The sequence below is a fragment of the Dellaglioa sp. CoH-55-MRSF-6 genome (assembly GCF_056782215.1).
Genome location: NZ_JBXAYJ010000003.1, coordinates 265,554 through 290,266, shown reverse-complemented (window position 1 = coordinate 290,266; position 24,713 = coordinate 265,554). Strand labels below are relative to the sequence as shown.

Annotated in this window: 25 protein-coding genes and 1 tRNA gene; 6 read left to right on the top strand and 20 right to left on the bottom strand. The window is 34.1% G+C overall.

Going from position 1 to position 24,713, the window contains the following annotated elements:
- Positions 1–216 precede the first annotated feature (216 nt).
- From trpX to AC1RPK_RS05115, 3 genes are read left to right on the top strand one after another with little or no spacing between them, the layout of a single operon-like run.
- The gene (trpX, locus tag AC1RPK_RS05125) at positions 217–1,218 is read left to right on the top strand and encodes a tryptophan ABC transporter substrate-binding protein (RefSeq protein ID WP_481761416.1); all 1,002 of its coding nucleotides are present in this window, start codon (positions 217–219) and stop codon (positions 1,216–1,218) included.
- Entirely contained in the window at positions 1,215–2,108 is an 894-nt protein-coding gene (locus AC1RPK_RS05120) for an ABC transporter permease (protein WP_481761417.1), read from the top strand. The genes trpX and AC1RPK_RS05120 overlap by 4 nt, the downstream gene beginning before the upstream one ends.
- Positions 2,105–2,875: an ABC transporter ATP-binding protein gene (locus AC1RPK_RS05115; RefSeq protein WP_481761418.1), complete on the top strand. Its 771-nt coding sequence runs from the start codon at positions 2,105–2,107 to the stop codon at positions 2,873–2,875. Before AC1RPK_RS05120 ends, AC1RPK_RS05115 begins: the two co-directional genes overlap by 4 nt.
- 36 nt (positions 2,876–2,911) lie before the next feature.
- On the opposite strand, the gene AC1RPK_RS05110 is transcribed toward AC1RPK_RS05115, so the two are convergent.
- The 17 genes from AC1RPK_RS05110 to cdaA form a co-directional block, all read right to left on the bottom strand.
- A complete protein-coding gene (locus tag AC1RPK_RS05110) occupies positions 2,912–4,078 on the bottom strand; it encodes an MDR family MFS transporter (RefSeq protein WP_481761419.1) in 1,167 nt (388 codons plus the stop codon).
- Positions 4,079–4,105: 27 nt separating this feature from the next.
- A complete protein-coding gene (locus AC1RPK_RS05105; RefSeq protein ID WP_481761420.1) occupies positions 4,106–5,380 on the bottom strand; it encodes a cation:dicarboxylate symporter family transporter in 1,275 nt (424 codons plus the stop codon).
- A 141-nt stretch (positions 5,381–5,521) separates the two neighbouring features.
- Complete coding sequence (locus AC1RPK_RS05100) at positions 5,522–6,004, bottom strand: universal stress protein (RefSeq protein ID WP_481761421.1); 483 nt, start codon at positions 6,002–6,004, stop codon at positions 5,522–5,524.
- A gap of 41 nt (positions 6,005–6,045) precedes the next feature.
- Entirely contained in the window at positions 6,046–6,219 is a 174-nt protein-coding gene (locus AC1RPK_RS05095; RefSeq protein ID WP_409022253.1) for a hypothetical protein, read from the bottom strand.
- A 56-nt stretch (positions 6,220–6,275) separates the two neighbouring features.
- Positions 6,276–7,427, bottom strand: a complete 1,152-nt coding sequence (locus AC1RPK_RS05090; protein ID WP_481761422.1) for an aminotransferase class I/II-fold pyridoxal phosphate-dependent enzyme — start codon at positions 7,425–7,427, stop codon at positions 6,276–6,278.
- 89 nt (positions 7,428–7,516) lie between these two features.
- On the bottom strand, positions 7,517–9,196 hold the full coding sequence (locus AC1RPK_RS05085; RefSeq protein ID WP_481761423.1) for an oleate hydratase: 1,680 nt from the start codon (positions 9,194–9,196) through the stop codon (positions 7,517–7,519).
- A gap of 3 nt (positions 9,197–9,199) precedes the next feature.
- A complete protein-coding gene (locus tag AC1RPK_RS05080) occupies positions 9,200–9,544 on the bottom strand; it encodes an ArsR/SmtB family transcription factor (protein WP_409022250.1) in 345 nt (114 codons plus the stop codon).
- A gap of 178 nt (positions 9,545–9,722) precedes the next feature.
- On the bottom strand, positions 9,723–10,424 hold the full coding sequence (locus tag AC1RPK_RS05075; protein WP_481761424.1) for a ribonuclease H family protein: 702 nt from the start codon (positions 10,422–10,424) through the stop codon (positions 9,723–9,725).
- A gap of 147 nt (positions 10,425–10,571) precedes the next feature.
- Positions 10,572–10,724: a hypothetical protein gene (locus tag AC1RPK_RS05070; protein WP_409022248.1), complete on the bottom strand. Its 153-nt coding sequence runs from the start codon at positions 10,722–10,724 to the stop codon at positions 10,572–10,574.
- Positions 10,725–10,875: 151 nt separating this feature from the next.
- A tRNA-Asn gene (locus AC1RPK_RS05065) sits at positions 10,876–10,947 on the bottom strand.
- Positions 10,948–11,024: 77 nt separating this feature from the next.
- The gene (locus AC1RPK_RS05060; protein ID WP_409022247.1) at positions 11,025–11,333 is read right to left on the bottom strand and encodes a hypothetical protein; all 309 of its coding nucleotides are present in this window, start codon (positions 11,331–11,333) and stop codon (positions 11,025–11,027) included.
- 235 nt (positions 11,334–11,568) lie between these two features.
- The gene (locus AC1RPK_RS05055) at positions 11,569–12,633 is read right to left on the bottom strand and encodes an ABC transporter ATP-binding protein (protein WP_481761425.1); all 1,065 of its coding nucleotides are present in this window, start codon (positions 12,631–12,633) and stop codon (positions 11,569–11,571) included.
- Between the two features lie 150 nt (positions 12,634–12,783).
- Entirely contained in the window at positions 12,784–13,494 is a 711-nt protein-coding gene (locus AC1RPK_RS05050; protein ID WP_481761426.1) for a glucosamine-6-phosphate deaminase, read from the bottom strand.
- 150 nt (positions 13,495–13,644) lie between these two features.
- Positions 13,645–15,462, bottom strand: coding sequence for a glutamine--fructose-6-phosphate transaminase (isomerizing) (glmS, locus tag AC1RPK_RS05045; RefSeq protein WP_481761427.1), 1,818 nt, complete (start codon positions 15,460–15,462; stop codon positions 13,645–13,647).
- Between the two features lie 215 nt (positions 15,463–15,677).
- Complete coding sequence (gene glmM / locus AC1RPK_RS05040) at positions 15,678–17,033, bottom strand: phosphoglucosamine mutase (RefSeq protein WP_409022243.1); 1,356 nt, start codon at positions 17,031–17,033, stop codon at positions 15,678–15,680.
- Between the two features lie 21 nt (positions 17,034–17,054).
- Positions 17,055–18,188: a CdaR family protein gene (locus AC1RPK_RS05035; RefSeq protein ID WP_481761428.1), complete on the bottom strand. Its 1,134-nt coding sequence runs from the start codon at positions 18,186–18,188 to the stop codon at positions 17,055–17,057.
- Positions 18,185–19,027, bottom strand: coding sequence for a diadenylate cyclase CdaA (gene cdaA, locus AC1RPK_RS05030; RefSeq protein WP_409022241.1), 843 nt, complete (start codon positions 19,025–19,027; stop codon positions 18,185–18,187). The genes AC1RPK_RS05035 and cdaA overlap by 4 nt, the downstream gene beginning before the upstream one ends.
- Positions 19,028–19,183: 156 nt before the next feature.
- Here cdaA and AC1RPK_RS05025 point away from each other — a divergent pair, with 156 nt between their 5' ends.
- Positions 19,184–19,840: a DUF1361 domain-containing protein gene (locus AC1RPK_RS05025; protein ID WP_481761429.1), complete on the top strand. Its 657-nt coding sequence runs from the start codon at positions 19,184–19,186 to the stop codon at positions 19,838–19,840.
- Between the two features lie 38 nt (positions 19,841–19,878).
- Here AC1RPK_RS05025 and AC1RPK_RS05020 read toward each other — a convergent pair whose 3' ends face one another.
- Together AC1RPK_RS05020 and murB are read right to left on the bottom strand one after the other, a co-directional pair.
- Positions 19,879–21,996, bottom strand: a complete 2,118-nt coding sequence (locus tag AC1RPK_RS05020) for a cation:proton antiporter (protein ID WP_481761430.1) — start codon at positions 21,994–21,996, stop codon at positions 19,879–19,881.
- A gap of 20 nt (positions 21,997–22,016) precedes the next feature.
- A complete protein-coding gene (murB, locus tag AC1RPK_RS05015; RefSeq protein ID WP_481761431.1) occupies positions 22,017–22,916 on the bottom strand; it encodes a UDP-N-acetylmuramate dehydrogenase in 900 nt (299 codons plus the stop codon).
- Between the two features lie 189 nt (positions 22,917–23,105).
- On the opposite strand from murB, the gene AC1RPK_RS05010 reads away from it, so the two are divergent.
- Both AC1RPK_RS05010 and AC1RPK_RS05005 read left to right on the top strand, forming a co-directional pair.
- The gene (locus AC1RPK_RS05010) at positions 23,106–23,639 is read left to right on the top strand and encodes a 3'-5' exonuclease (RefSeq protein WP_409022237.1); all 534 of its coding nucleotides are present in this window, start codon (positions 23,106–23,108) and stop codon (positions 23,637–23,639) included.
- An 81-nt stretch (positions 23,640–23,720) separates the two neighbouring features.
- Positions 23,721–24,194 carry a glutathione peroxidase gene (locus tag AC1RPK_RS05005; protein WP_481761432.1) on the top strand — a complete coding sequence of 158 codons (474 nt, stop codon included), beginning with the start codon at positions 23,721–23,723 and terminating at the stop codon, positions 24,192–24,194.
- 51 nt (positions 24,195–24,245) lie between these two features.
- Here the strand turns inward: AC1RPK_RS05005 and tsaE are convergent, their stop codons facing one another.
- The gene (tsaE, locus tag AC1RPK_RS05000; protein WP_481761433.1) at positions 24,246–24,701 is read right to left on the bottom strand and encodes a tRNA (adenosine(37)-N6)-threonylcarbamoyltransferase complex ATPase subunit type 1 TsaE; all 456 of its coding nucleotides are present in this window, start codon (positions 24,699–24,701) and stop codon (positions 24,246–24,248) included.
- Between the last annotated feature and the right edge of the window lie 12 nt (positions 24,702–24,713).

The window sequence follows — 24,713 nt, the reverse complement described above, 5'->3', positions numbered from 1 at the left end:
TAATAATCGTTGGCAAAGCCGGTTATTCAGATTGTAGTCTGTTTTTTACAGATATAATCTGTCTATTCAGATTGTATCTGTATATCGGTTTGGTTTCTATAAATCAAAACCCCTGTATGGATATCAGTATATTCATGCGGGGGTTTTGTCTTTCAAGACGGCCCTCGAATCTGAGGACTGTCTTTTTTTATTAAAAATTAAAGGGGTACTTATAAAATGAAACGATTAATTGGAACCATTATTGCGTTATTTTTATTCTTAGTGATTGCTTTTTTCTCAACACTTCAACCAACAACATTTTCAAACGCTAAAGGAGTACCAACAATTGGTATTCTTCAATTAACAACACATCCTGCACTGGATGCGATTCATAAAGGAATTATTGCTGGATTAGAAAAAGAAGGTTACGTACCTGGTAAGTCTGTGAATATTGATTTCCAAAATGCTGAAGCTGATCAAAGTAATTTAAAATCAATGAGTGACAAGTTTAATAATGAAAATGTTAATCTCATGATTGGTATCGCAACACCCTCTGCACAATCTTTAGCTAATGTAACTAAAAAAACACCAATTATTTTAGGTGCCGTTACTGATCCAAAAGGTTCTGGTTTAGTTAGCAACAATCAGAAACCAGGTAATAATATCACCGGTGTTTCTGATCAAGCACCTATTAAAGCACAGTTAGCTTTAATGAAGGAACTAATACCTAATATGAAAACCGTGGGTGTCCTTTACACATCAAGTGACGATTCAGCTACAAAACAGTATCAACAATTTAAATCTGCAGCAATCAAATCAGGCTTAGAAGTTAAATCGGCAACAATTACCTCTACAAATGATGTTGACCAAGTGTCACAATCGCTCGTAGCATCTGTTGATGCCGTTTATGTCCCCACGGATAACACAGTAGCATCAAGTATGCAGACTCTCGTTAAAAATGCGACACAAGCTAAAATTCCAATTTTCCCTGCAGTAGATACAATGGTCAAAAATGGCGGCTTGGCAACTATTAGTATTAACCAATATGATTTAGGTGTAGCCACTGGTAAAATGGCTGCTGCCGTTCTTTCTGGAAAAAGTGTCCCTGCAACAACACCAATTAATTTTGTAAAAAAAGGTGATCTTGTTATTAATTTGAAAACAGCAAAGGCCTTAAATATTACAATTCCACAAGCATTAATTGATCAAGCCAAAAATAAAGGAGAGTTAATCAAATGACAATTATTGTATCTGCTATCGGACAAGGACTCCTATGGGGGGTTTTAGGTCTTGGTCTTTATCTTTCATTTAGAATTTTAGACTTTCCTGATATGACTGTCGAAGGTACTTTTCCAATGGGCGCCAGCGTAACTGTGATTTGTCTAATCCACGGAGTTAACCCGCTTCTGGCCACATTCTTTGCATTTCTAGCAGGGACACTAGCTGGTCTAGCCACCGGGTTACTTTATACAAAAGGTAAAATTCCGATTTTATTAGCTGGAATCCTTGTCATGACAAGTTTATATTCAATTAACCTACGAATTTTAACAAAAGCAAATATCAGTTTACTTGGACAAAATACAATTTTTTCTGCTCACTTTCTAACTAATCTTCCTGCATCTTTTGATTCCGTTGTATTAGGGCTCATTCTGGTTATCATTAGTATTGGCTTACTCGCTTTCTTTTTAAATACCGAATTAGGCCAAGCGTTCATCGCAACCGGTGATAATGAAAAAATGGCCCGCTCACTTGGTATCCAAACCGATCGTATGAAGATTTTAGGACTAATGGTTTCAAATGGCTTCATCGGACTTGCCGGTGGGCTAATCGCGCAAAATAATGGCTATGCTGATATCAGTATGGGTATCGGAACGATTGTCATTGGGCTTGCTGCAATTATTATCGGTGAAGTTGTTTTTGGTAACTTATCATTAACAGCACGTTTGGTTGCCGTTGTCATTGGTAGTATTTTCTACCGATTTGTTATTTTAATTGTATTAACATTAGGCTTTAACGCAAACGATTTAAAATTAATTTCTGCTATTATTTTAGCATTCTGTTTAATGTTACCAACTCTCCGAAAAGCGCTAAGACTAAATACTTTGTTTGAAGGAGGCCATTCAAAATGACTGAACCCATTTTTTCACTTTCCAATATCGTCACTACCGTTAATACCGGTACTTCTGAGGAGCAACAAATCTTAAAAAATTTAAACCTCACCATCAATAAAGGCGATTTTATAACTGTAATTGGTACTAATGGCGCTGGTAAATCGACCCTTTTCAATACAATTGCTGGTAATATTAAACCAACGAGTGGCAAAATTATGTTACGCAATAAAAATATTACGAATGAAAATGATATTAAACGGACAAATTATATTAGTCGTGTTTTTCAAGATCCTAAAATGGGCACAGCACCTAGAATGACAGTCGCTGAAAATCTATTATTAGCCTTAAATCGAGGCAGTCGCCGTCGGTTTAAACCTCGTCATTTAAAACAAAAAATGACGCAATTTCGTGAATTAACCGCAAAGATGCCAAATGGTTTATCAGAACATTTAAATACACCTGCTGGAAACTTGTCTGGTGGTCAACGTCAAACATTAAGTTTTTTAATGGCAACTTTGATTCAACCTGACTTACTGCTACTAGATGAACATACGGCCGCCCTCGACCCCAAAACAAGCCAAGAATTATTAAAATTAACCGCCGAAATTGTTGAACAAGAACAATTATCTTGTCTAATGATTACGCATCACTTAGAGGACGCATTATCATATGGTAATCGAACAATTGTCTTAAATGATGGTCAGATTCAATCTGATTTATCAGGTGAAAAACGTGCCAACCTATCTACGACTGATTTATTAGCCTATTTTAATGATTTAGAATAAAAAATACCACAACCTTATAAAAGTTGTGGTATTTTTTTACGATTTTATATTCGCTTTCTTAGTTGCAATAACAACAACTGCCAAGGCAAGTAAGATTAATAATGTCGAACCAACGAACAAACCGTTGTATGACAATCGTTCAATTACGATTCCACCAACTAATGGTCCTAACGCTTTACCAATAGATGCGGCAATATTAATCGTTCCTTGTGCCTTACCTTCTTGACCTGGCTCGGCCAGTTCATTAATCCATGCCGGAATGGCTGGGAATGCGACCATTTCACCTAACGTCAACAAGACCATTGAAAAGACAAAATGAGAAAAGTCTTTCGCAAAAATAAGTGTTGTAAATGATAACGCAAATAAGCCAACACCCATAATAATTTGTCTAAATAATGACTTAGCAATTGTTCTCGTTACAAGCGTCACTAGTGGTTGTCCAAAAACAATGAGTCCTGCATTAATCGTCCATAATAAACTATATTGACTCAATGGAATATCTAACTTATCCATATAAATTGATAAATTACTTTGCCATTGCTCGTAACTCAACCAAATAACCAGGAATGTTAACCACATTGCGCCGATAATCCAAACTTTGGGATTAACACCAGCTGATTGTTCTGATTTTGTTGGTTTCACTTTTTTTCGTATTGGATCAACTCTATACGCTAAAATAGCAGTAATCAAAAATATTGAATATAAAATTAATGCTGATACAAAGACCATTGTGACACTAACTTCAATCACGTATCCAACTAATAATGTCCCAATAACAATCCCTAAATTTAAAGCTAAATAAAAGAGATTAAAAACATATCGACTATCTTTTCTTCTAATTGTGGCCGCAAATGAATTTAAAATTGTTGCCACAATCCCGTTACCAAGACCCAAAATAACTAGCAAAATTGGGTATGCTGGCCAGCCATGCATGAAAACTAAGCCTAATACGGCCAACCATGCAATTACGATTCCTACCAATGTCGCATAATAAGGCCGCCATTTATCAAATAAATAACCACCAGCATAATTACCAATAATAGTCGCAACTGAGTTTATTAATAGTACAATTCCAGAAAATGTTAAACTTTTACCTAAATAGTTATGCATGTAAATTGTTGTTAACGGCCAGACGAAACTTGAACCTGCGCTACTAATCACTGAACCTATTAACAACCATTTTAATTTAATTTCTTTCGTCATTTTTTTCCGAAAGCCCCCTTTTTAAGGTTACTTAATGTTCAATTTTTCTAAATACTTTTGATTCTTTTCACGATCAAATTCATTTTCTGATTGTGCGATAATAACAGCTGCTAATGAATTACCAACAACATTGACGGTTGTACGACCCATATCTATGATTCTATCAACTCCAGCGATAAAAGCCAACCCCGAAGCAGGAACACCAATAGTTGAGATTGTCGCTAATAGGACGACAAATGATGCACCAGGTACTCCAGCCATCCCTTTAGACGTAATCATTAACACAATCAATAATGTAACTTGTTGTCCAATTGATAAATTAATATGGTATGCCTGTGCCAAAAACAGAGCAGCTATTGACTGATAAATTGCTGATCCATCTAGATTAAATGTATATCCTGTTGGAACAACAAAAGAAACAATTCCCTTTTTAACACCAAAATTTTCCATTTTTTCCATAATTTTAGGCAGTGCTGCTTCAGAACTAGCCGTTGAAAAAGCAAGAATCATTTCATCCTTGATTACCTTTAACAAGACGATTAAATTAATTTTAAATAATTTAGCAACAAGACCCATTACTACAATAACAAAAAATATCATCGTTATATAGGTCACAATAATAAAGAACCCTAATGGTTTTAAAGCAGAAACGCCTAATTGTGCTATTGTGACACCAATTAATGCAAAAACACCGATAGGTGCCAATTTCATTACCCAGTTTGTCACTTTGAACATAACTTCAGATACAGCTGAGAAGAAATCAATAATCGGTTTTCCCTTCTCACCTAGCGTTGCTGTCCCGAGTCCAAATAAAACGGAAAAGAAGATAATAGGCAGCATATCACCTTTAACAAGTGCCTCAAAAATATTAGTTGGCACAATATGCATTAAAATCGTACTCAACCCAGTAGAGGTTGAGTTTTCAGTTGTAACATATTGACTAATATCGACTTTATTTAAAGCTGTAATATCTATAAATTGTCCGGGTTTAGTTAAGTTACCAACAATTAATCCTAATGCAATCGCAATTGTTGTCATAATTTCAAAGTAAATTAATGTTTTTCCACCGATTCTACCTAATTTGTGGATATCTCCCATATTGGCGATTCCGACCACTAGACATGAAACAACAATCGGTAAGACAATCATTTTGATCATATTAATAAAGATGGTTCCCAGCGGTTGAAGTGAGTTAATAATGAGTTTATTTTGATACCCAATAGCACCAATAATAATTCCTAAAATTAATCCAATTAAAATTTGCCACCCAAGACTAATTCGGTACGCTTTATAATATTTCAATTTAACCATCCTCACTATATTTTAATTTACTATGGTTAATCTTATCATATATACGAACAATTATGTTATTTTTTTATTAAAAAAGAGCAAAAAACTGTAAAATGAGTTTTTCGCTCTTTTAACATTCATATTTTTAAAATATTATCTGATGACACTAACGGAACATTGTGCATTTTGAGCCATATAACTAGCTTGAGAGCCAATAAATAATTTCTTTGAATTACTTGGCGTATTCGTTTTTGAACCGCAAATTAGAATATCCGGTTTAAAATCTGGAATAACCTTCTCAACAATTTCAGAACCTGGTCTACCAGCAGAAACAATTGCTTGTACATTTTTAACGCCAAAATCATGCGCCTTATCTACATAGCGTTCGATACTTTCTTCAAGTAATTTTTTATTTTCTTTGATAACAACTGGTGACATAGAATCAAAAATATTCATATCACCTGTCTCTAATATTGAAACAATCCCTAAAGGAATTTGTTGTAACTTAGCTAACGCTACCGCATAATTAAAAGCTAAAATTGATGATTCAGAATCATCCTCATCTATGGCAACTAAAACGCGTTTAAAAGTTACCGGTGTTATGTCAAAGTCCAACTTTTCTAATCTATTATTCATATCGTCACTCCTCACTTGTTTTGTTGCCATTATTGATGATTTTACTTACGCCAGTTACTTGGGCTCCAAAGCTGCCCTTCCATTGAGCCATGCAAGCTCTCAATTTCAACTGACTGATCTTTTAATAGCGCAATTGTAGCTTCAATCAATAATTGGTTTTCTTCTGTTTCAATTTTTTTAAGCTCAGCAATTGTCCAGTCAACATTTCCATCCATTTTAATCACTCCTTTTACTCATACAAACGTACCATAATTAGATTAATAAATTGAATTTAATGCTTACTATTTTCCAAGGCGATGATGAGTTTTGCTAACTGTTCATCACTTGCAGCAAAACTTATTCTAAAGTAGCCCTCACCAAATTCTGTGAATGCACTACCTGGAACAACAGCTACCTTTTCTTTCAGAGCAAGTTGCTGACAAAATTCAACTGACGTTAATTTTAGTTTTTTAGGTATTTCAACGAATAAATAAAAGGCGCCATCTGGTTTAATTAAATTATAACCTAATTTTTCTAAGGCTGTTACCAATCTATCACGACGAATATGATAAGCATCTCTCATTGGTACACTATCTTGCTTCCCATTTTTAACAGCTTCAAGTGCAGCTACTTGTGATAAAGTTGCCGCGGTCGTTACGTGATATTGGTGGACCTTTTTCATAGCATTAATTAATCGTTCTTCAGCTAATACAAACCCAATCCGCCAACCGGTCATTGCATGTGATTTAGACAATCCCATTATTAAAATTGTCCCTTCAGGATACAAATTAGCCATGGAAATATGCGGTTGTTCATAGGTTAACTCGCAGTAAATTTCATCGCTCATCACCCAAATGTCATGTTTTTTCAAAACATCTTTAATAGAAGATAACTCAATTTTACCATAAGAAACACCGGTAGGGTTAGTTGGATAATTAAATATAAATCCAACGATAGCTTTATTCTTATTTTCCTGCAATGTCTTTTCAATAAGCTCTGCCGTTACCCTAAAGTTCGTCGTACGTGTATCCATAAAAATAGGTTTAACGCCTTGTAACTGCATTAATGGCAAGTAAGCTGGATAACAAGGAACTGGTACTAAAATGTAATCTCCTGGTGTTGTTACCGTCTTTAATGCTGTAGCAATTGCCTCAGTTGCCCCAACGGTCACTAAAACATTCTTTGCGTCATAAGCCAATTCAAACTTTTCATTATAATAATCAGCAGTTGCCTGTCGTAATTCTGGATTACCAGCTGAGGCTTCATAATGTGTTTGTCCGTTATCAAGCGCTGTTTTTGTAGCGTCCATAATATGTTGAGGTGTGATGAAATTAGGTTCACCTAACGTTAACTTATCGATACCGTCTATTTTGGAGACCCATTCATCAAATCGACGAATACCTGATAATTGTATCTGATCAGCTACTGTATTTATTTTGATCATTAAGACACCTTCTCCGAATTAGAATGAATCTTAATTATACATCAAAAAAATAACGATTTATAAAAATTCTTATAAATCGTTATTTCAACTTATCTAAACATTGTTTTCGTTGCTTTTGCCAAAACTTTTGGCATTTTTTCATAATGATGTAATGGTGTTAATTGCGTATCTGAAATTCCTAAGAACTTATACACAGCAATTTGTGCACAACGGAACGAATACTGTTCTGTAAAGACCATATCAAATGGCATTTCTGCAAATTGACTAATAAAGGCCAAATTCTTTGAATGTTCAGGTACAACGTCAGGACGATCACCAATTGCGCGACGGTTAAATAAGGCACTCGCATATGGCATATAAACAGGTATAACATTAACAACACTATCCATAATTTCATCTGTACGTTGGCTAATATTATTCGTAGCTGTATCTGTTTGAGCCAAATGGCCTAATAATTCTTCTAACATTTCGCGACCAGTCATCTCGATAAATGGTTTTTGAACAAAATCACCCTTGCGACGAGGATATAAACAGTAACCCCAGAATACAGTCTCATTTTCTTTTTGAGCATGGAAATGAGGTTGATGATGAACCACGATTGATAATAAATTATTACTATCAACCCAGGTATTCAATGCATTACCAGGTTCTTGTTGTGTAATCCGTGCAATTTCATTTACTGCTAAATGATTATCAGTTGTGACTGTAAAACTCATCCATTCACTTTGTTGACGATCATTAAAGAATTTATCTGGTTTACCTAAGTTATAGAAATGTTCAGTAGCTTGTTTCCATAATTTAGCACTAGGTGCATAGTCCATATTTTCCACAATCGGTGTATCAATATCGCCCATTGATGAACTATCTGTAATTGAACCATTCGTATCAAATACTAAATCGCCATCATTAATAATGATTTCGCCGACTTTATTATCATTATCGACTTCTTCATATTCAAGACCAGTGACAACAATATCGTCACGTAAAGCTGTATCTTTAAATTTAAATTCAGTTATCTTACGGTTATCCACAAAGGTTACACCACGGTCTGTAAGATATTTACGCATTGGTAAAATAATACTTTCATATTGGTTATATGGTGTTCTTGTAACACCTTCCAATGTGTTAATACGACTGAATTCAAGAATCATTCGGTTCATATAACGACGTAATTCCATTGCTGAACTTTCCTTTTTGAAGGCAAAAGTTGTTTGCCACATATACCAGAAATTAGTTGTAAACATGTGTGGACTATTTTCAAACCATTTTTCAATACTGATATCATTAATCTCTGATTCCTTTGATTCAGGCATCGTCATTAATTTTGTTAGTAAAACGCGATCTCGTGTATTAAATTGCATATGACGATAATCATTCTTACCGCCTTTATTTCTAATACCATCCATTTTATCAATTAAGCGTGCAATATCATGCGTTGGATGTGCATGATCAAAATCTAAAATTTCATCTGTAACTGTCTTTCCAGGATTATCCAATGATGGCACTTCTCGAAGAACATCCCATAAGTTTTCATATGTTTCTTCATTCAACATACGACCACCTTTAGCTAGGAATCCTTTTTGATTACTCAAACCTTGGTTACCATATTCAGTCACATAATCTTTAACTGCAGCGCCATCATTAGCACCATGTTTTTCTAAACCAAACATCGTAATTTGGTCACCATGCCAGCCACCATCACGAATTAAATAGATACCTGCTGCTAAGTTACCAACACCTGTACCAATCATATATGCTTTTTGAGTCATAATCTATTCCTCCTTCGATTTTTCGCCTTCACGAATCATTTTAATTAAATGTTCCAAACGGTTTAATGTTTTTTCAGGTGTTAAAAAGTAAAAACGTTTTAATCCTGTTTGTTTATAATCAATAAGTCCCACATTTTTTAAAACTTTCAAATGATGTGAAACTGCCGGTTGTGATAACGCCATGCGGTCAACCAGCTCAGAAACCGTTAACTCTTGCCGTGACTTAGAACCTAGCAAAATAATTAATCGTTGTCTTTTTTCATCTGCCAAAGCGTTCAAAATATCTAGATTGGAAATAAATTCCTGTAGCGCTTCGGATTGCCCTGGTTCTAATTCTTCAGCTTCCATTGTCAATCATCCCCCTATATCTATCTTCATGAATATAATAACACCACGTTAGAATTTTAGCAACCGCTTTCAGTAAACGTTTTAATTTACTGCCTAATCTTTTTTATTCATCTTAATTTGAATTCATTTAAATAAAAAAAGTGGCTCTCTACATTAGTAGAAATCCACTTCACCTATCTTACATTTTATCCATTGTTTCATTTAATAATTCATCAACTTTATTATTACCTTCATTATCTGCATGACCCTTTGTCCATTCAAAATCAACATTAGTGAAAGCTGGTATTAATTCAGCAACTTGTTGCCAAAGTTCGACATTAAGTACTGTTTGACCATCCGCTTTTTTCCAATTTCGACGTTGCCAACCTACTAACCAATTTTTTTGAATTGCATTCAAGACATACTTCGAATCTAATATAAATACGACGTGTTCTTCTCGTAATCCTAAATCAATTAATTTTTTCATAGCTTGAAGAAATGCCATAATTTCCATATGATTATTAGTTTTACCTTTTTCACCATCTGTACCAGAAAAGGTCTCACCCGGTGTTTTAATATAAAAAGCCCATGCCGCAGTATCTTCTGCTAGGACGTGACCGCCTAATTTATTACCATGATTTCTCGAACCACCATCAGTCCAGACTTGAATTGAATCTGAAGTTAAAGTTACGGATTGATGAACTGCTGTCGCACTTTTTTTACTACCTGTCGCTGTTGGTCTAGGTGCCCCATCATCCATCCAATTTTGGGCTTCATCTCGCGTTTCAAATCCTTTGTATCGTGCCCCATCGTATCCATTAACCAACTTTGCCACATCAGGCCATTTTGTGAAAATACCCGTTTTACGTCCTTTATATACTGCATAAAAATTCTTAGCCAATTTAAATCACTCCATTAGTCAGTTTATTGATTCTTTTATTGTAAGCTAAAAGGCACTAAAAATATATTTAAATAAAAAATACTCATTCTAAAGTATGCAAAAAAACCACCGTTCTAATCAACGGTGGCCATCATTTATTTAACTAAATTATGCTTTTTTTGCTGCAACTGCTGCGTCGTTAGCTTTGCTTTCTTTTAAGAAAGTAGCAAGTTCTTGTTGTTTACGACGACGGTTCTTTTTGTTTGGAGTATTAACTGGACGACGATCGTTACCGACACCTGTATGGTTGTTTGATGACATTTCGCAATCCCCCTTTCTTACAATCTCTTAATTTTAAACTGTATTCAGAAATAATTCAAGTTAATCATTAATTTCTTATAATGGACTCAAAAAATTAAGTTCATAAATAAAAAAAGATAACCGGCAGTAAGTCGATCATCCTCTATGAATACTGCTCAGGTAGGGATCGAACCTACGACATCTTGATTAACAGTCAAGCGTTCTACCGCTGAACTACTGAGCAATCTTTATAATTCATTTCTGTCTATACTATTTTATACCATAGGTTAACCTATTTTGTAAAGATATTTTTGGTAATATTTACTCAATATGATTGTCTTTTAATATCGCATTCAAATCATTTTGAGCTTCTTCTGTTTTATGCCACTCTTGATATTCAGTAAATGCTTCTAGTGGCATTTCAAAATTTTGATTAATATATTTTTCATAATTAATAACGTGTGATGATCTGGGAATATTTAACTGTAGAATACGGACTTCTTTCAATAAATCTCTTTGAACTGCAAGTTCTGCTCTCCCATTTTGTACCATGTTCGATAATTCAAAATATTTAGAACCATCTTTTCTAGTAATTTCTTCAATTAATGATAAAACTTCATGACTTTTCATATTGAACCCAACTTTCTACATCTATTCTCTTAATTAAGTATAAACACATTTGACAATAAGTACAACAAGCACAAAAAAAGCCACTACATCGCAATAGTGGCTAGCATAAGAGAGAAAGAGAATTGATAAAGGTAATTCATATACCTTACAAACTTAAGATAACATCAAATGTAAGCGTTGTCAATAGTTTGTATTAAAAAAGTGCTGTCGAATGATCTACGCCAACACTTTCCTATTATTTCGTATTATCTGGATGAACAATACTTGTTGGGTTCTCAATAATATGACTTATTGAATGCCCTGATATATTTACTAAACTAAAGAATACCACAGCGACTAAAATCACAGCTGTTAGCACCTTACTTGGTTTAGACATTTTTTCATTTAAAACAGAGCCATAGAAATCCTTTTTTACCTTTTCGGTAATAACTTGCTTTGAAACGCCTAAATTTGCTTCATCAGCACTTTCTTTGTCTACTTGGTTAATAAGATAGTCATCGATACTAAACGCTTTTTGAGCCTCTTTTTGTTTCTTTTGGTACGCTGTTTTTTCTTTTTTTGATAATTTTTTAAACCAATCAATATAAGCTTTATATTTAGTGACAACTTCTTTAGTAGGACCAACTTGTTTTAAATCACCATATTGGATCCATGCGACACGATCGCATAGCATTTCAATTTGTTTTAATGAATGACTAACAAAAATAATTGTTTTTCCTTGTTCTTTAAATTCGTTAATTTTATCAACACATTTTTGATAAAAAGTATCATCGCCAACTGACAATGCCTCATCAATAATCAAAATATCAGGATCAATATGCACGGCAATAGCAAAGCCTAAACGAGATTTCATCCCACTAGAATAGCTTTTAACGGGTTGATAAACAAAATCACCTAAATCAGCAAAATTAATAATTTCATCTAAAATATCATCAATTTGTTGGTTAGTTAGACCCTGCATTAAACCTTTTAATCGAATATTTTCTAATCCGGTTAGTTGGCCTCTCAATCCAGCGCCGATAGCAATAATAGAAGTTTCTCCGCGAACATCTACAATACCGGTTGTTTGTGGAATAATCCCCGAAATAATATTGGATAACGTTGATTTACCTGAGCCGTTAACGCCAATTAAACCAAGTGTTTCTCCACTCATAACATCCATCGAGATTCCTTTAAGAGACCAAAAATGAGGTACCGTCGTACTTTTAAAAGAAAAGAATGATTTGATATGTTCAGATTTTGTTTTAAATAAGTCATATTCTTTTGTGACATTTTTTACTCTAATTTTATAATCGACCATTTTTTCAACTTCCTAAAAACGTATTTTCTTACAATTGTCATCATGTTACTAGACTTACTATCAGCCGTCAAGCAAGCACAAAACACAAATAGAACCAATCCATTTATTTTAACGCTTTAAATGAATTAGTTCTACATATGGATGATAATTTTATTTATTTTTTAATAAACTTGCAGCTGCTTCATCAACAATGACAACTACATCATCATGATTTTGTAAGAAACTTGCAGGTAGGTCTTCTGTTATAGGGCCTTCAATCATTCCCTTAATAGCTTCTGCCTTACTTTCACCAAAAGCTTCAAGTAAAATCTTGTGCGACTTCATGATTGATCCAATACCCATTGAATAAGCATATTCAGGAACATCATTTTCGTTATCAAAGAAACGTGCATTTGATTTGATCGTTGACTCCGTTAAATGAACTTTATGTGTCAAGCTATCTTCAGCTGTTCCAGGTTCATTGAATCCAATATGACCATTTTTACCAATACCCAAAATTTGTAAATCAATTGGATTATCTTCAATAATTTTGTCATAACGTTTTGTTTCTTTTTCTGAATCACTTTCAAGACCATTAGGTAAGTAAGATGTCTTAAATGGTTTTTTACTAAATAAATTTTCATTCATAAAGTAACGGTAACTTTGTGAATCTTTTTCACCTAAACCAACATATTCATCTAAGTTAACTGATGTTGAATCCGTAAAATCTAAGTCACTGGCTGTAATTGCGGCATAGGTTGTTAATGGTGTGCTTCCTGTAGCAAGTCCAAAGACTTTAGCATTTGCTTCTTTAGCAGCTTTAAAAATTTCGTAGCCTTTTTGGCCACCCTCGTTTTGGTCTTTAACAATAATTAATTTCATTTGATTGTCCTCTTTTCAATTATTTATTCCTCTAATTGGTATAGTCCAATAATACAATATCATTTTAAAAAAAGCAATAGGTCTATACCAAATAATAAACAAAAAAATGATACTACCCTTAAACAGGTAATATCATTTCTTCAATCTATCTTATTCGACAGTAACACTCTTAGCTAAATTACGAGGTTTATCAACATCATAGCCACGGTTTAGGCTTGTATAGTAAGCCAATAATTGTGCAGGCACAATACTTACTAACGGTGTTAATAAGTCAGAAACATCTGGTAATACAATTTGATCACCCTCGTTTGCTAATGTCTCTGTTGAGATGATAATTGTATTTGCTCCACGAGCCAAGACTTCTTGAACATTGCCTCGTGTATGACTTGCAGTCGGTTTATCAGTAATAATAGCTACAACTGGTGTGCCTTCTTCAATCAAGGCAATAGTTCCATGTTTTAATTCACCAGATGCAAAACCTTCCGTTTGAACATAAGAGACTTCTTTTAATTTAAGTGCAGCTTCAATTGAAACATCGTAATCAATACCACGACCAATATAGAAAGCGTTACGCGTTTCACTTAAGAATTCTTTCGCTAAGTCATTAATTGAGTCTTTATCATCAACCATAGCTTGCATAGCATTTGCAACCATTGTTAATTCATGATAAACATCAAAATTAAGAGCTTTTGTTTGTTTTGTAACTGTTCCTAACGCTTTTGCTAAAAGTGCTTCAACGGCAATTTGAGCTGTATATGCCTTAGTTGAGGCAACTGCTATTTCAGGACCAGCATGTAATAATAACGTATATGTTGCCTCACGAGAAAGTGTAGAATTTGCTGAATTTGTAATTGTTAAACTTGGGTACATCATTTCGTTAACTTTTACAAGAACCTGACGGCTATCAGCTGTTTCACCACTTTGTGATAAGAAAATAAAGAATGGTTTTTCTGAAAGTAATGGCATATGATAACCAAATTCTGAAGCAACATGTACTTCTGTTGGTACATTAGCTAAACCTTCAAATAATTCTTTTCCAACTAATCCGGCATGGTAACTTGTCCCTGCAGCAACAATATAGATGCGATCAGCAGCTTTCATTGCGTTTAAAATACTATCATCAATTTTAACAGTTTCTTCATTTTCAACATACTCACTCAATAAACGTCGCATAACAGCTGGTTGTTCATCGATTTCTTTTAGCATGTAGAATGGATATGCGCCTTTTTCTGAATCGCTATCATCCATTTCAACATGATATGAATCACGTGATACGGCTTCACCAGCTTTATTTTCAATTTCAATAGAGTCAGGTTTAACAATAACCATTTCACCATCCATGAGTTCAATGAAGTCATGTGTTTCTTTCAACATTGCCATGGCATCACTGCAGACAACATTAAAGCCATCCCCAACACCAATTAATAAAGGACTCTTATTCTTAGCCACAAACAATGTTTCTGGTTCTTCACGATCCATCATCAAGAAAGCATATGAAGAACCTTCAAGTAATGATAAAACTTTTTTGAATGCTTGTTTAGCAGTTAAATTTTCTTTATTTGCAAAATATCCAATTAATTGAACAACAACCTCAGTATCTGTTTCACTAACAAAATTTACGTCTTTTAAATATTGTTCTTTTAACTCAGAAAAATTAGTGATAACGCCATTATGTACAAGGTAAAAGCGGCCATCTTCAGAAACATGAGGATGGGCATTAAATTTACTTGGTACGCCATGTGTTGCCCAACGCGTATGTCCAATTCCAGCAGTTCCATGAACCTTATCATCAATGGCCGACTTCAAATTCGAAATACGTCCAGCCTCTTTAACAAGGTAATCTTCACCCGTTTTGTTATCAACAAAAATACCGGCTGAATCATAACCACGGTATTCTAATTTTTCCAAACCATTAATTAAAATTTCAACAGTATTCGTTTTTCCTGTTACGCCAACAATTCCACACATAGTTTATGTCATCCTTTTTTTAAATGTATTTTTTATTATTATTTTAAAATTGGTATAGATGTTTAAAAAACAAGTAACCCTTATCAATATCTATTAATATACCTTTCTGATATTTTTTTGTCAAGAATTAATATATTGGTCTATATTTTAAATCAACTTTAAAATAAAAAAAGAGTCATTTGAATTTTCATTCAAATGACTCTTTCGCTTAATTTCTAAACGCCCATTTCAGTTTGAACTGTTTGCACAATTCGATCAACATAAGCTTTAACTTCTTTTTCTGTTGGTGCTTCGGCCATAACACGTAATAAATTTTCAGTTCCACTAGGTCTCACAAGAACTCGGCCATCGCCGGCCATTTCTGCTTCAACTTCTGCAATACTATCTTTAATTTTTTGATTATCTAATGCAGCTTGCTTATCTGTCACTCTAACATTCACAAGTTCTTGTGGATAAGTCTGAACAGCTGCAGCTAATTCAGATAACTTCTTGCCTGTTTTCTTCATAACATTTAGCAATTGAATAGCAGTTAGCATCCCATCACCAGTTGTATTGTAATCTAAGAATACAATATGTCCAGATTGTTCGCCACCAATGTTGTAACCGTCAGCACGCATTTTTTCAACAACATAACGATCACCAACTTGTGTTTTAACTGATGTTAAATCAGCTGCTTCAAGTGCTTTGTATAGTCCAATATTACTCATAACAGTTGTCACAACTGTTTCTTTTTTCAAGCGACCACGTTCATTCATGTATAATCCACAAATGTACATAATTTTATCGCCATCAATAATATTACCTAATTCATCAACAGCAATACATCTATCACCATCGCCATCAAAAGCAATCCCGGCTTCAAGCTTATTTTCAACTACAAATTTAGCTAATCCTTCTGGATGTGTTGAACCAACGCCATCATTAATATTTAATCCATCAGGCGAAGTTGCCATTGTTTCAAATTCAGCATTTAAATCAGCAAACAAACGTGAAACAAGTCCACTTGTTGCGCCATTAGCTGAATCAATTCCAACATGAATTCCTTCTAAATCATCAGGAATTGTTTGTTCCAAAAATTGTGTATATTTCAGTACACCTTCTGGATAATCTGCTAATACTCCAAGGCCTTCACCTTCTGGTCTTGGCAAATCATCAGAATCTTTTTCTAATAAAACTTCAATTTCTTCTTCTTGTTCATCAGATAGTTTATAACCATCCGCACCAAAAAATTTAATGCCGTTATCTTGAACGGGATTATGTGAAGCTGAAATCATAATTCCAGCAACTGCATTTTGGGCACGTACAAGGTACGCTACACCAGGTGTTGAAATAACGCCTAATGAGAGTACTTCAATCCCAACTGATAATAACCCTGAAATCAAAGCTTGTTCAAGCATTTGACCAGAGATTCGTGTATCACGCGCAACAAGCACTTGTGGTCTATCGTTATTTTCAAGTTGTGCATGCTCTGATAGAACATACCCACCTAAACGTCCCAATCTAAATGCTAACTCAGGACTTAGTTCTTTATTTGCAATTCCTCTAACACCATCTGTACCAAAATATTTCATTATTTTCTCCTCACTAATTAATTAATTTAATGCGTTCGTTGATTCACTTGAACTACTTGAACTATCAGAACTTGTCGATGAAGACGAAGTAGCACTTTCACTACTTTCTGAACTGGTTTCAGAGCTCGTCGATGTCTGATCAGTTGTTGTTTCACTACTTTCAGTTTTTGATGCTGCGGTTCCACCAGAAGCACTAATTTTTACTTTAACAGATTCTGGATTTGATGAAATTAAATTATTCTTATCCAAATCGATACTAATTGTTTTCGTAACGGAATCACTAATCTTATTAATTGGTACCACAACATCAAGTTTACTTAATTTGCTTAAGGTTGATTCTGTACCCGTTACCGTTACTTGTTTTGTATCACTTGAAAACTTATACGTCTTCCCAGATACGCCAGTTCCACTTGAAACAAAATTCAAAGGTAATTTTTTAGTGGTTTTAGTACTCTCAACCGGTATTGTAACACCGACTGTTGATGGGGTCATGACGACATTTAAAGTTTTACCATTTACATCTAAGGCCTCAAGTAAGACTTCTTGTGAAATTGTTGACTTGATCTGATTGCTGCTGACATTTACTTGTGCAACCACTTCTGAAATAGCATTCACATCGCCTTCCGCACCGGATGCAGAAATCGTATTATTATCTAAAACAGGCGTCCCACTCTTATACCCTTGCGCTAAACGACGTTCATTAAATTTCACCTGAATAGGGAATGTCGTTGTCTTACGTTTTTGTATATTAACAGAAATTGTAGCGGGACTAATTTTATAACTAATTTCTTTGTTTAATCCTTCTGCTTGTAACTTAACAACATGTTTTCCAGGATTTAAACCCTTTAAATCAGCAAACACTCTAAAGTTTTGTGTATTCACAGTTGTTGTAATTAAAGCGCCAGGACCGTCCAATGTTAATTTTACATTTTTAGGATATCCAGTAATAAAGTATTTATCACTATCGGCCGTAATTTGTAGGCCAGCCTCAATCGTTTTTGATTCATTTGCAACTAGACTCGTTGTTTTTGAATCGGAAAAATTATTTGTATTTGCTAACTGATCATAATTAACATAAACAAATAATAAAATTGCTAAAATTAAAGAGGTTCCAATAAAAAATGAGCGACTATTAAAAAATTTATTTAGATTCATTTTTTATCCCCCTTACGCCCGAAATGTTCAAAAAATTCCCAGAAAGGGTTGTTCTTTTTAGGTTCATCATCTTTAATTAATTCAGTATTCAATAATTTAAGGTAATCTTCTTGTGATAAATCACGAATAAGTTCGTTATTTCGCGTAATTGTCACTGAACCTGTTTCTTCTGACACAACAATCGTAATTGCGTCGGTTACTTCACTGATACCTACTGCAGCACGATGCCGAGTTCCTAATTCTTTTGGAATTAAGTTACTTTCAGATAATGGTAAGTAAGCCGCCGCAACAGCTATTTTATTATCTTTAATAATTACCGCGCCATCATGCAATGGTGTATTGGGAATGAAAATATTGATTAATAATGCACCCGTAATTTCAGCATCTAATGCAATTCCGGTTTCAATATAATCTTCCAATCCAGTGTTCATTTGGATAGTAATTAATGCCCCAATTCGACGTTTTGACATATATTGAATAGCTGAGTCTAGTCCAGCAATCATATGTTCTTCGTCTTTGTTTTTCTGTTTACCTCTTGAAAAAAATGATCCACGACCAAGATGTTCCAATCCACGTCTTATTTCCGGTTGGAAAATAACAACCATGGCGATAACACCCCAATTGATAACTTGATCCATAATCCAAGATACAGTTTGTAGCCCAACGACCACACTAATTAGCTTAATCACAACAATAATTATGATTCCTCTAAAAAGTTGAACCGCTTTTGTTCCTCGTAAAAGTACCATGAGTTCATAAACAACAAACCAGACAACGATAATATCTAGTATATTGACCATATGCCCCCACGTTACAAGACCACCCCAGTTAATGGACATCACTCGGCCTCCTCTATTTTATTAACCGTTTTATTATACCACGTTGTTAGATTTGTTTCCTCATCCCGCCATATTTTCTATTATCTACCGGATTATTAATTTGATTTCATCTCATTTTTTGCTACACTGAAGTTACTATAGAAAAGGATGACCATTATGATAAATACAAATGTAAAGCACGGTATCAGATTATTTTTTATATGTTACTTAATTATTATTTACTTATTCGTTTACAACCAACAATCACCTTTTAATTTTTTACTCTTAAATACATTTTTAGGTTATCTGCCAATTGAATTAGCTTTTCACATCAAAGATAAATTATCAAATACTTATTTTTGGCTGTTAACAGCAGCTTGGCTATTCTTTTATCCGAACGCGCCTTACCTATTAACTGATATTTTTCATTTAAGCTTACTGCATCCCTATGACATAATGACAGGATTAATTAAATTAGATATTCATATGTGGCTAAACTATACTTATTTGTTGGTAAGTACCTTATCATGTACGTTACTTGCACTCGTTGGATTTTCTCAAATTGCCGACCAAATTAAAGAACGACTACACTTAACACCTTATTATTTTCGTTATGTCGTTATATTTGGCCTAACTATTTTGTCATCTGTCGGTGTCTATATTGGTCGTTTTTTAAGATTACACACTGTTTACCTACTAACATCACCAAAATTAACATTAAAATTGATTGCCGATATGTGGACAATTAAAATGTTAGCTTTTGTCGTTTTACTAACAATAGTCCAACTAGTTATTATCATTTGCTTAGAAGTCTATAGAAAAACAATAAAATAGGTGTAACTCGCATATAAATTGCGAGTTACACCTATTTTTTAGTCCTCTTCAGAAAGCATAATAACATTTTCAGAATAATTAATATATTCACGTAAACTTGACGCTAATGACCATGTAATATAGCCTCGTTCCATCAATTCCTGCATCGCAGAACGTTCAGCCGCAATAGCCTTTAATCTAAGTTGGTAACTTTGTTCCTCAGATTCGGCTTGATTAATATTTTTGGTCCGTTTTAATGTTTCGATACGATTACGATAATAAACAATCAAATGATACATAGCTTGCTGCTTAAATTGTTGATTGCCATCATCAGATTTTTTAACATACGTTGATAGTGCTTTAATAGCTGCTTTTGCTAAAGCTTTTTCTATATTTCGTCGTTCATAAACCATTTTTAATTCTTTTTCAGAATAGAGTGTCCGTCTCACAACCTTACCTAATTGAACAAAGGCATGATTAATATTTCTAACCGTTACAAATGAGATTTTCCGATTATTAATTTGACCTAATTTCGCTTTTTGTTTCATAATTTTCTTACTAATAATTGAATAGTTTTTATTACTAATAGCCTGCTTTAATCTCATTTTATCTAACGCTTCGAGTTCTCCATCTAAAGCAATTCGCCTAATGTCTGCTTCTTCCTCAACAATTTGGCGTAATCGTTCATCATCCTGATCAGAAAACTCAAGTCGACGAATCATAAATTGATATTCTAAAATTAATTCATAGGCAACTTTTTGATTAGATTCTCGTCGTTCAGATTCCAAGCGACTAATAGCAACTCGCATAATATAAATACGAGCTTGCTTTTCATTGAACTGCGTATCTCCGCTATCACTAGTTATGATAGCATCCTCATCTTCAACTAAAGTAGCATCAGGAACCTCATTACTGGTTTTCATTATTCCTTTTTCTTTAGTTAAAAGAGGTAATATCAAAATTGCGGCTACTAAACTTAAAATAATCACGCCACCAGCAATAAATAACATTAATGAACGCTCTGGAAAAGCAGCACCTGTTTTTATTATCGTTGGGACTGTTAACACACCAGCCATTGTAATTGCACCACGAACACCTGAAAATCCTGATATTAACGCAATACGCCAACTTGGCTTTGCCTTATTTTTTGATTTATTTTTCTTAGAAATTAATAACATATTAATATACGTCCAAACAACACGAATCACGACTAAAAAGAGCCAGACGACAAAAACATCAATAATAGCCGAAAGAGTACTACTATTGTTATCTTCTAATGTCTTTGACATCGCAATTGGTAATTCAATTCCAAGAATAATAAACACAAATCCATTCAGGAGATAAACCACAATTTCCCAGGTTTTTTCAGTTACTAACTTAATTTCAGGTAAGTACGTCGCGAAAGTATTCTTACGCATACTAGAGATAACGCCAGCGACAACTACCGAAATAACACCTGATGCATGCAAAAATTCTTCCGTAAAAAGAAAAATGATGAAAGGTGTTAAAATTTGTAATATCGTATTAAAAACAACATCATTAATCCCTTGCCTCATTAAAAAATCTCGTATTGTTGAAATCAGCAACATTAACACTGCTCCCGAGATAAAACCAACAATCGCAATATACGTAAAATCACCAAGCGCCTGTCCAAATGAAAAATAGCCAGTAACCGCAGCAGCAATCGCGTATTTAAAGGCAATTAATCCACTTGCGTCATTAATTAAACTTTCACCACTAACCAAATTTAAAATATTACTTGGTAATTTTGCTTTTTCAGCAATCGATTGCACAGCAACTGGATCCGTTGGTGACAAAATAGCTGCCAGTGCGAATCCAACTGCTAATGGCATTTTTGGAATCAAAAGATGAATGAAAAATCCAACTACCACAGTTGTTAAGAAAACCAATAATATGGCATTCGCAAAAATGGAACCTCTTAATTTCCACAATTCACGTTTTGGAAATTTTCGACCATCATTAAATAATAGTGGCGCAATAAAGAGTAATAAGAACCAATCTGTTTCTAACTCAATTGAGACTTTAAAAATTAAGGCAACGACAAAGCCTAATGCTATCTGGATCAATCCAACGGGTATTGAAACCAGATAATGACTGATAACATTTGATAGTAAAACAAGTGCAGCTAAAACAATAACCGATTCAAGTAGCGGCATTTACCATCTTCCTTTCTACTTTAGTCTTCTCCGATAATTCTAACTTCCGTTTCTAATCTAACCTTAAATTTTTCCCACACAACGTTTTGAACATGCTTAATAACATCCATATAATCTGTTGCAGTAGCGCCGTCTACATTAACAATAAACCCGGCATGTTTCTTTGATACTTGTGCGCCACCAATTTGGTAGCCTTGTAACCCAGCTTCGTGAACTAGTACACCAGTATAGTGTCCATCAGGTCGCTTAAAAACACTTCCACATGATGGGTACTCTAAAGGTTGTTTAGATGCACGTAAAAAGTTAAACTCATCCATTTTTTCACGGATATCATATTTATTACCTTCTTTTAATACAAAGGTTGCTTCTAATATGATGTCATTATCATCTTGAATTTGACTATGACGATAGTCAAAGTTCATTTCTTCGTTAACTAGTGTTTTCACATAACCAGTACGTGTAATAACACTAACTTCACTCAATACCTGGCTGATATCACCATCATATGCACCAGCATTCATAAATACGGCACCACCAACACTCCCAGGAATCCCAGCAGCAAATTCAAAATTAGTCAAGCCAGCTTGGTAAGCTTCTTCTGTTGTCTCAATAAGTGAGGCACCAGCTTGCGCTATAATTTTCGTCCCAGATACAGCAATTTTATCCATATCCGTTAAAATGATTACAAGTCCACGAATACCGCCATCTTTCACAACTAGATTACTCGAATTTCCTAAAACAGTTAAAGGAATACCATTTTCATTGGCTGTATTCACCAAAATTTTAACATCTGACACTGCATCAGGAAAAGCTAAAAGATCAGCCATCCCTCCCGTTTCAGTATTTGTATATTTAGCAAGTGGTTCATTTTTTAAAATTTTAATAGATGGAAATAGTTCTACAAAAGTGTCAATTATCATTATTTATTCGATTCCTTTCAACATTTAGCAATTCCTTCTAGTTTAACACGTTCAATGTTTATTTTTCTATTTTAACGCACAAACAAGCGACTTTTAATTGTATAACCTAACTGTTATACTTTATTAACATTATTAGACCGAGTATTTTAATAACCTTATCAGTCATATCGAATTAAAAAGGAGTTAATTATGAATTTTGTTACAATGGATTTTGAAACTGCTAATAATCAGCGTCATAGCGCCTGTTCAATTGCTTTAACAGTTGTTCGAAATAATCAAATCGTTGATGAATTTTATTCACTTATTAAACCGGAAACACCTTTTAATTGGCGTAATGTTCAAATTCATGGTATTCACGAAGAAGACGTTGAATTTGCACCAAAGTTTCCAGAACTATGGTCACATATTTCGCCACTTTTCCAGAACAATAGTTTAATCGTGGCACATAATGCCCCCTTTGATAACAGTATTTTGCATAATACATTGGGTTATTATGGATTAGAGACACCCCAATTTTTATTGTTAGATACGGTTAGAACAAGTCGTAAATTATTCCCAGAATTTCCAAATCATAAATTAAATACGGTTTGTGATGAATTGGGAATCACGTTAACAAATCATCACAATGCCTTAGATGATTCCGTTGCTTGTGCCAATATCTTACTCTATCAAGAACACGAATTTGGACAAGAAATTTTAAAACCATTTGTGAAGCCAGCATAATCAAATTTAAGCACATTAATAGGGCTACTGTTTAAACTGTTATATGATGACCGTAATCAAACCAAATTGGGGGAAATTACAATGTCAATTTATGATTATCAGGTTACACTAGAAAATGGTGAAACTTATTCATTAGAAAAGTACAAGGATCACCCTTTATTAATTGTTAATACAGCCACTAAATGTGGTTTTGCGCCACAATTTAAACAATTAGAAGAATTATATGAGGATTATCAAGACCAAGGATTAGTGGTACTTGGGTTTCCATCGAATCAATTCCATCAAGAAGTCGATAATGATGCGCAAGCAGCAGCTACCTGTCGTATGACATATGGCGTTAGTTTTCCAATGCATACCATTCAAAATGTAAATGGAGAAGATGCGTTACCACTATTTAAATACCTGACTGATGAAACGCAAGGCGTGTTGGGTAGCTCAATTAAATGGAACTTCACTAAATTTTTAGTTAATCGTGATGGACAAGTTGTTAAACGTTATGCACCTAAGACTAATCCTTTAAAGATGAAACCAGAAATCGAAAAATTGGTTAAATAAAAACAAGTTAGCTGATACCCCCATTTAGAGGCTATCAGCTAACTTGTTTTTTTAGTTGAAATGGGCCAACATATTATCATATTGTAATCCATTACTTTCTAATTCGATAGTACGTAAATTATCATCATGATCATCTTTCAATAATGTAATTTTTAACCAATCATTTGGTAATTCATCCTGAATAAATTCAGACCATTCAACAACACTCACACCATCAGAATTAAAATATTCATCTAACCCTAAATCTGCGCCGCCCATCCCTTCAAGTCGGTAAACATCCATATGAAATAACGGCAAACGGCCCTCACGATATTCTCTCACAATTGGAAATGTTGGACTTTTAACGTTCCGCTTGATCCCTAACCCAACGGCTAAGCCTTTAGCAAAAGTTGTCTTTCCTGCGCCTAAATCACCATCCAATAACAAAATCATATTAGGTTCAACAAGCTGTCCAATTTTTTCGGCAATTTCTTGTGTTTCTTCTACAGAACTGACTTCAATATTCATTAATTATTTCAC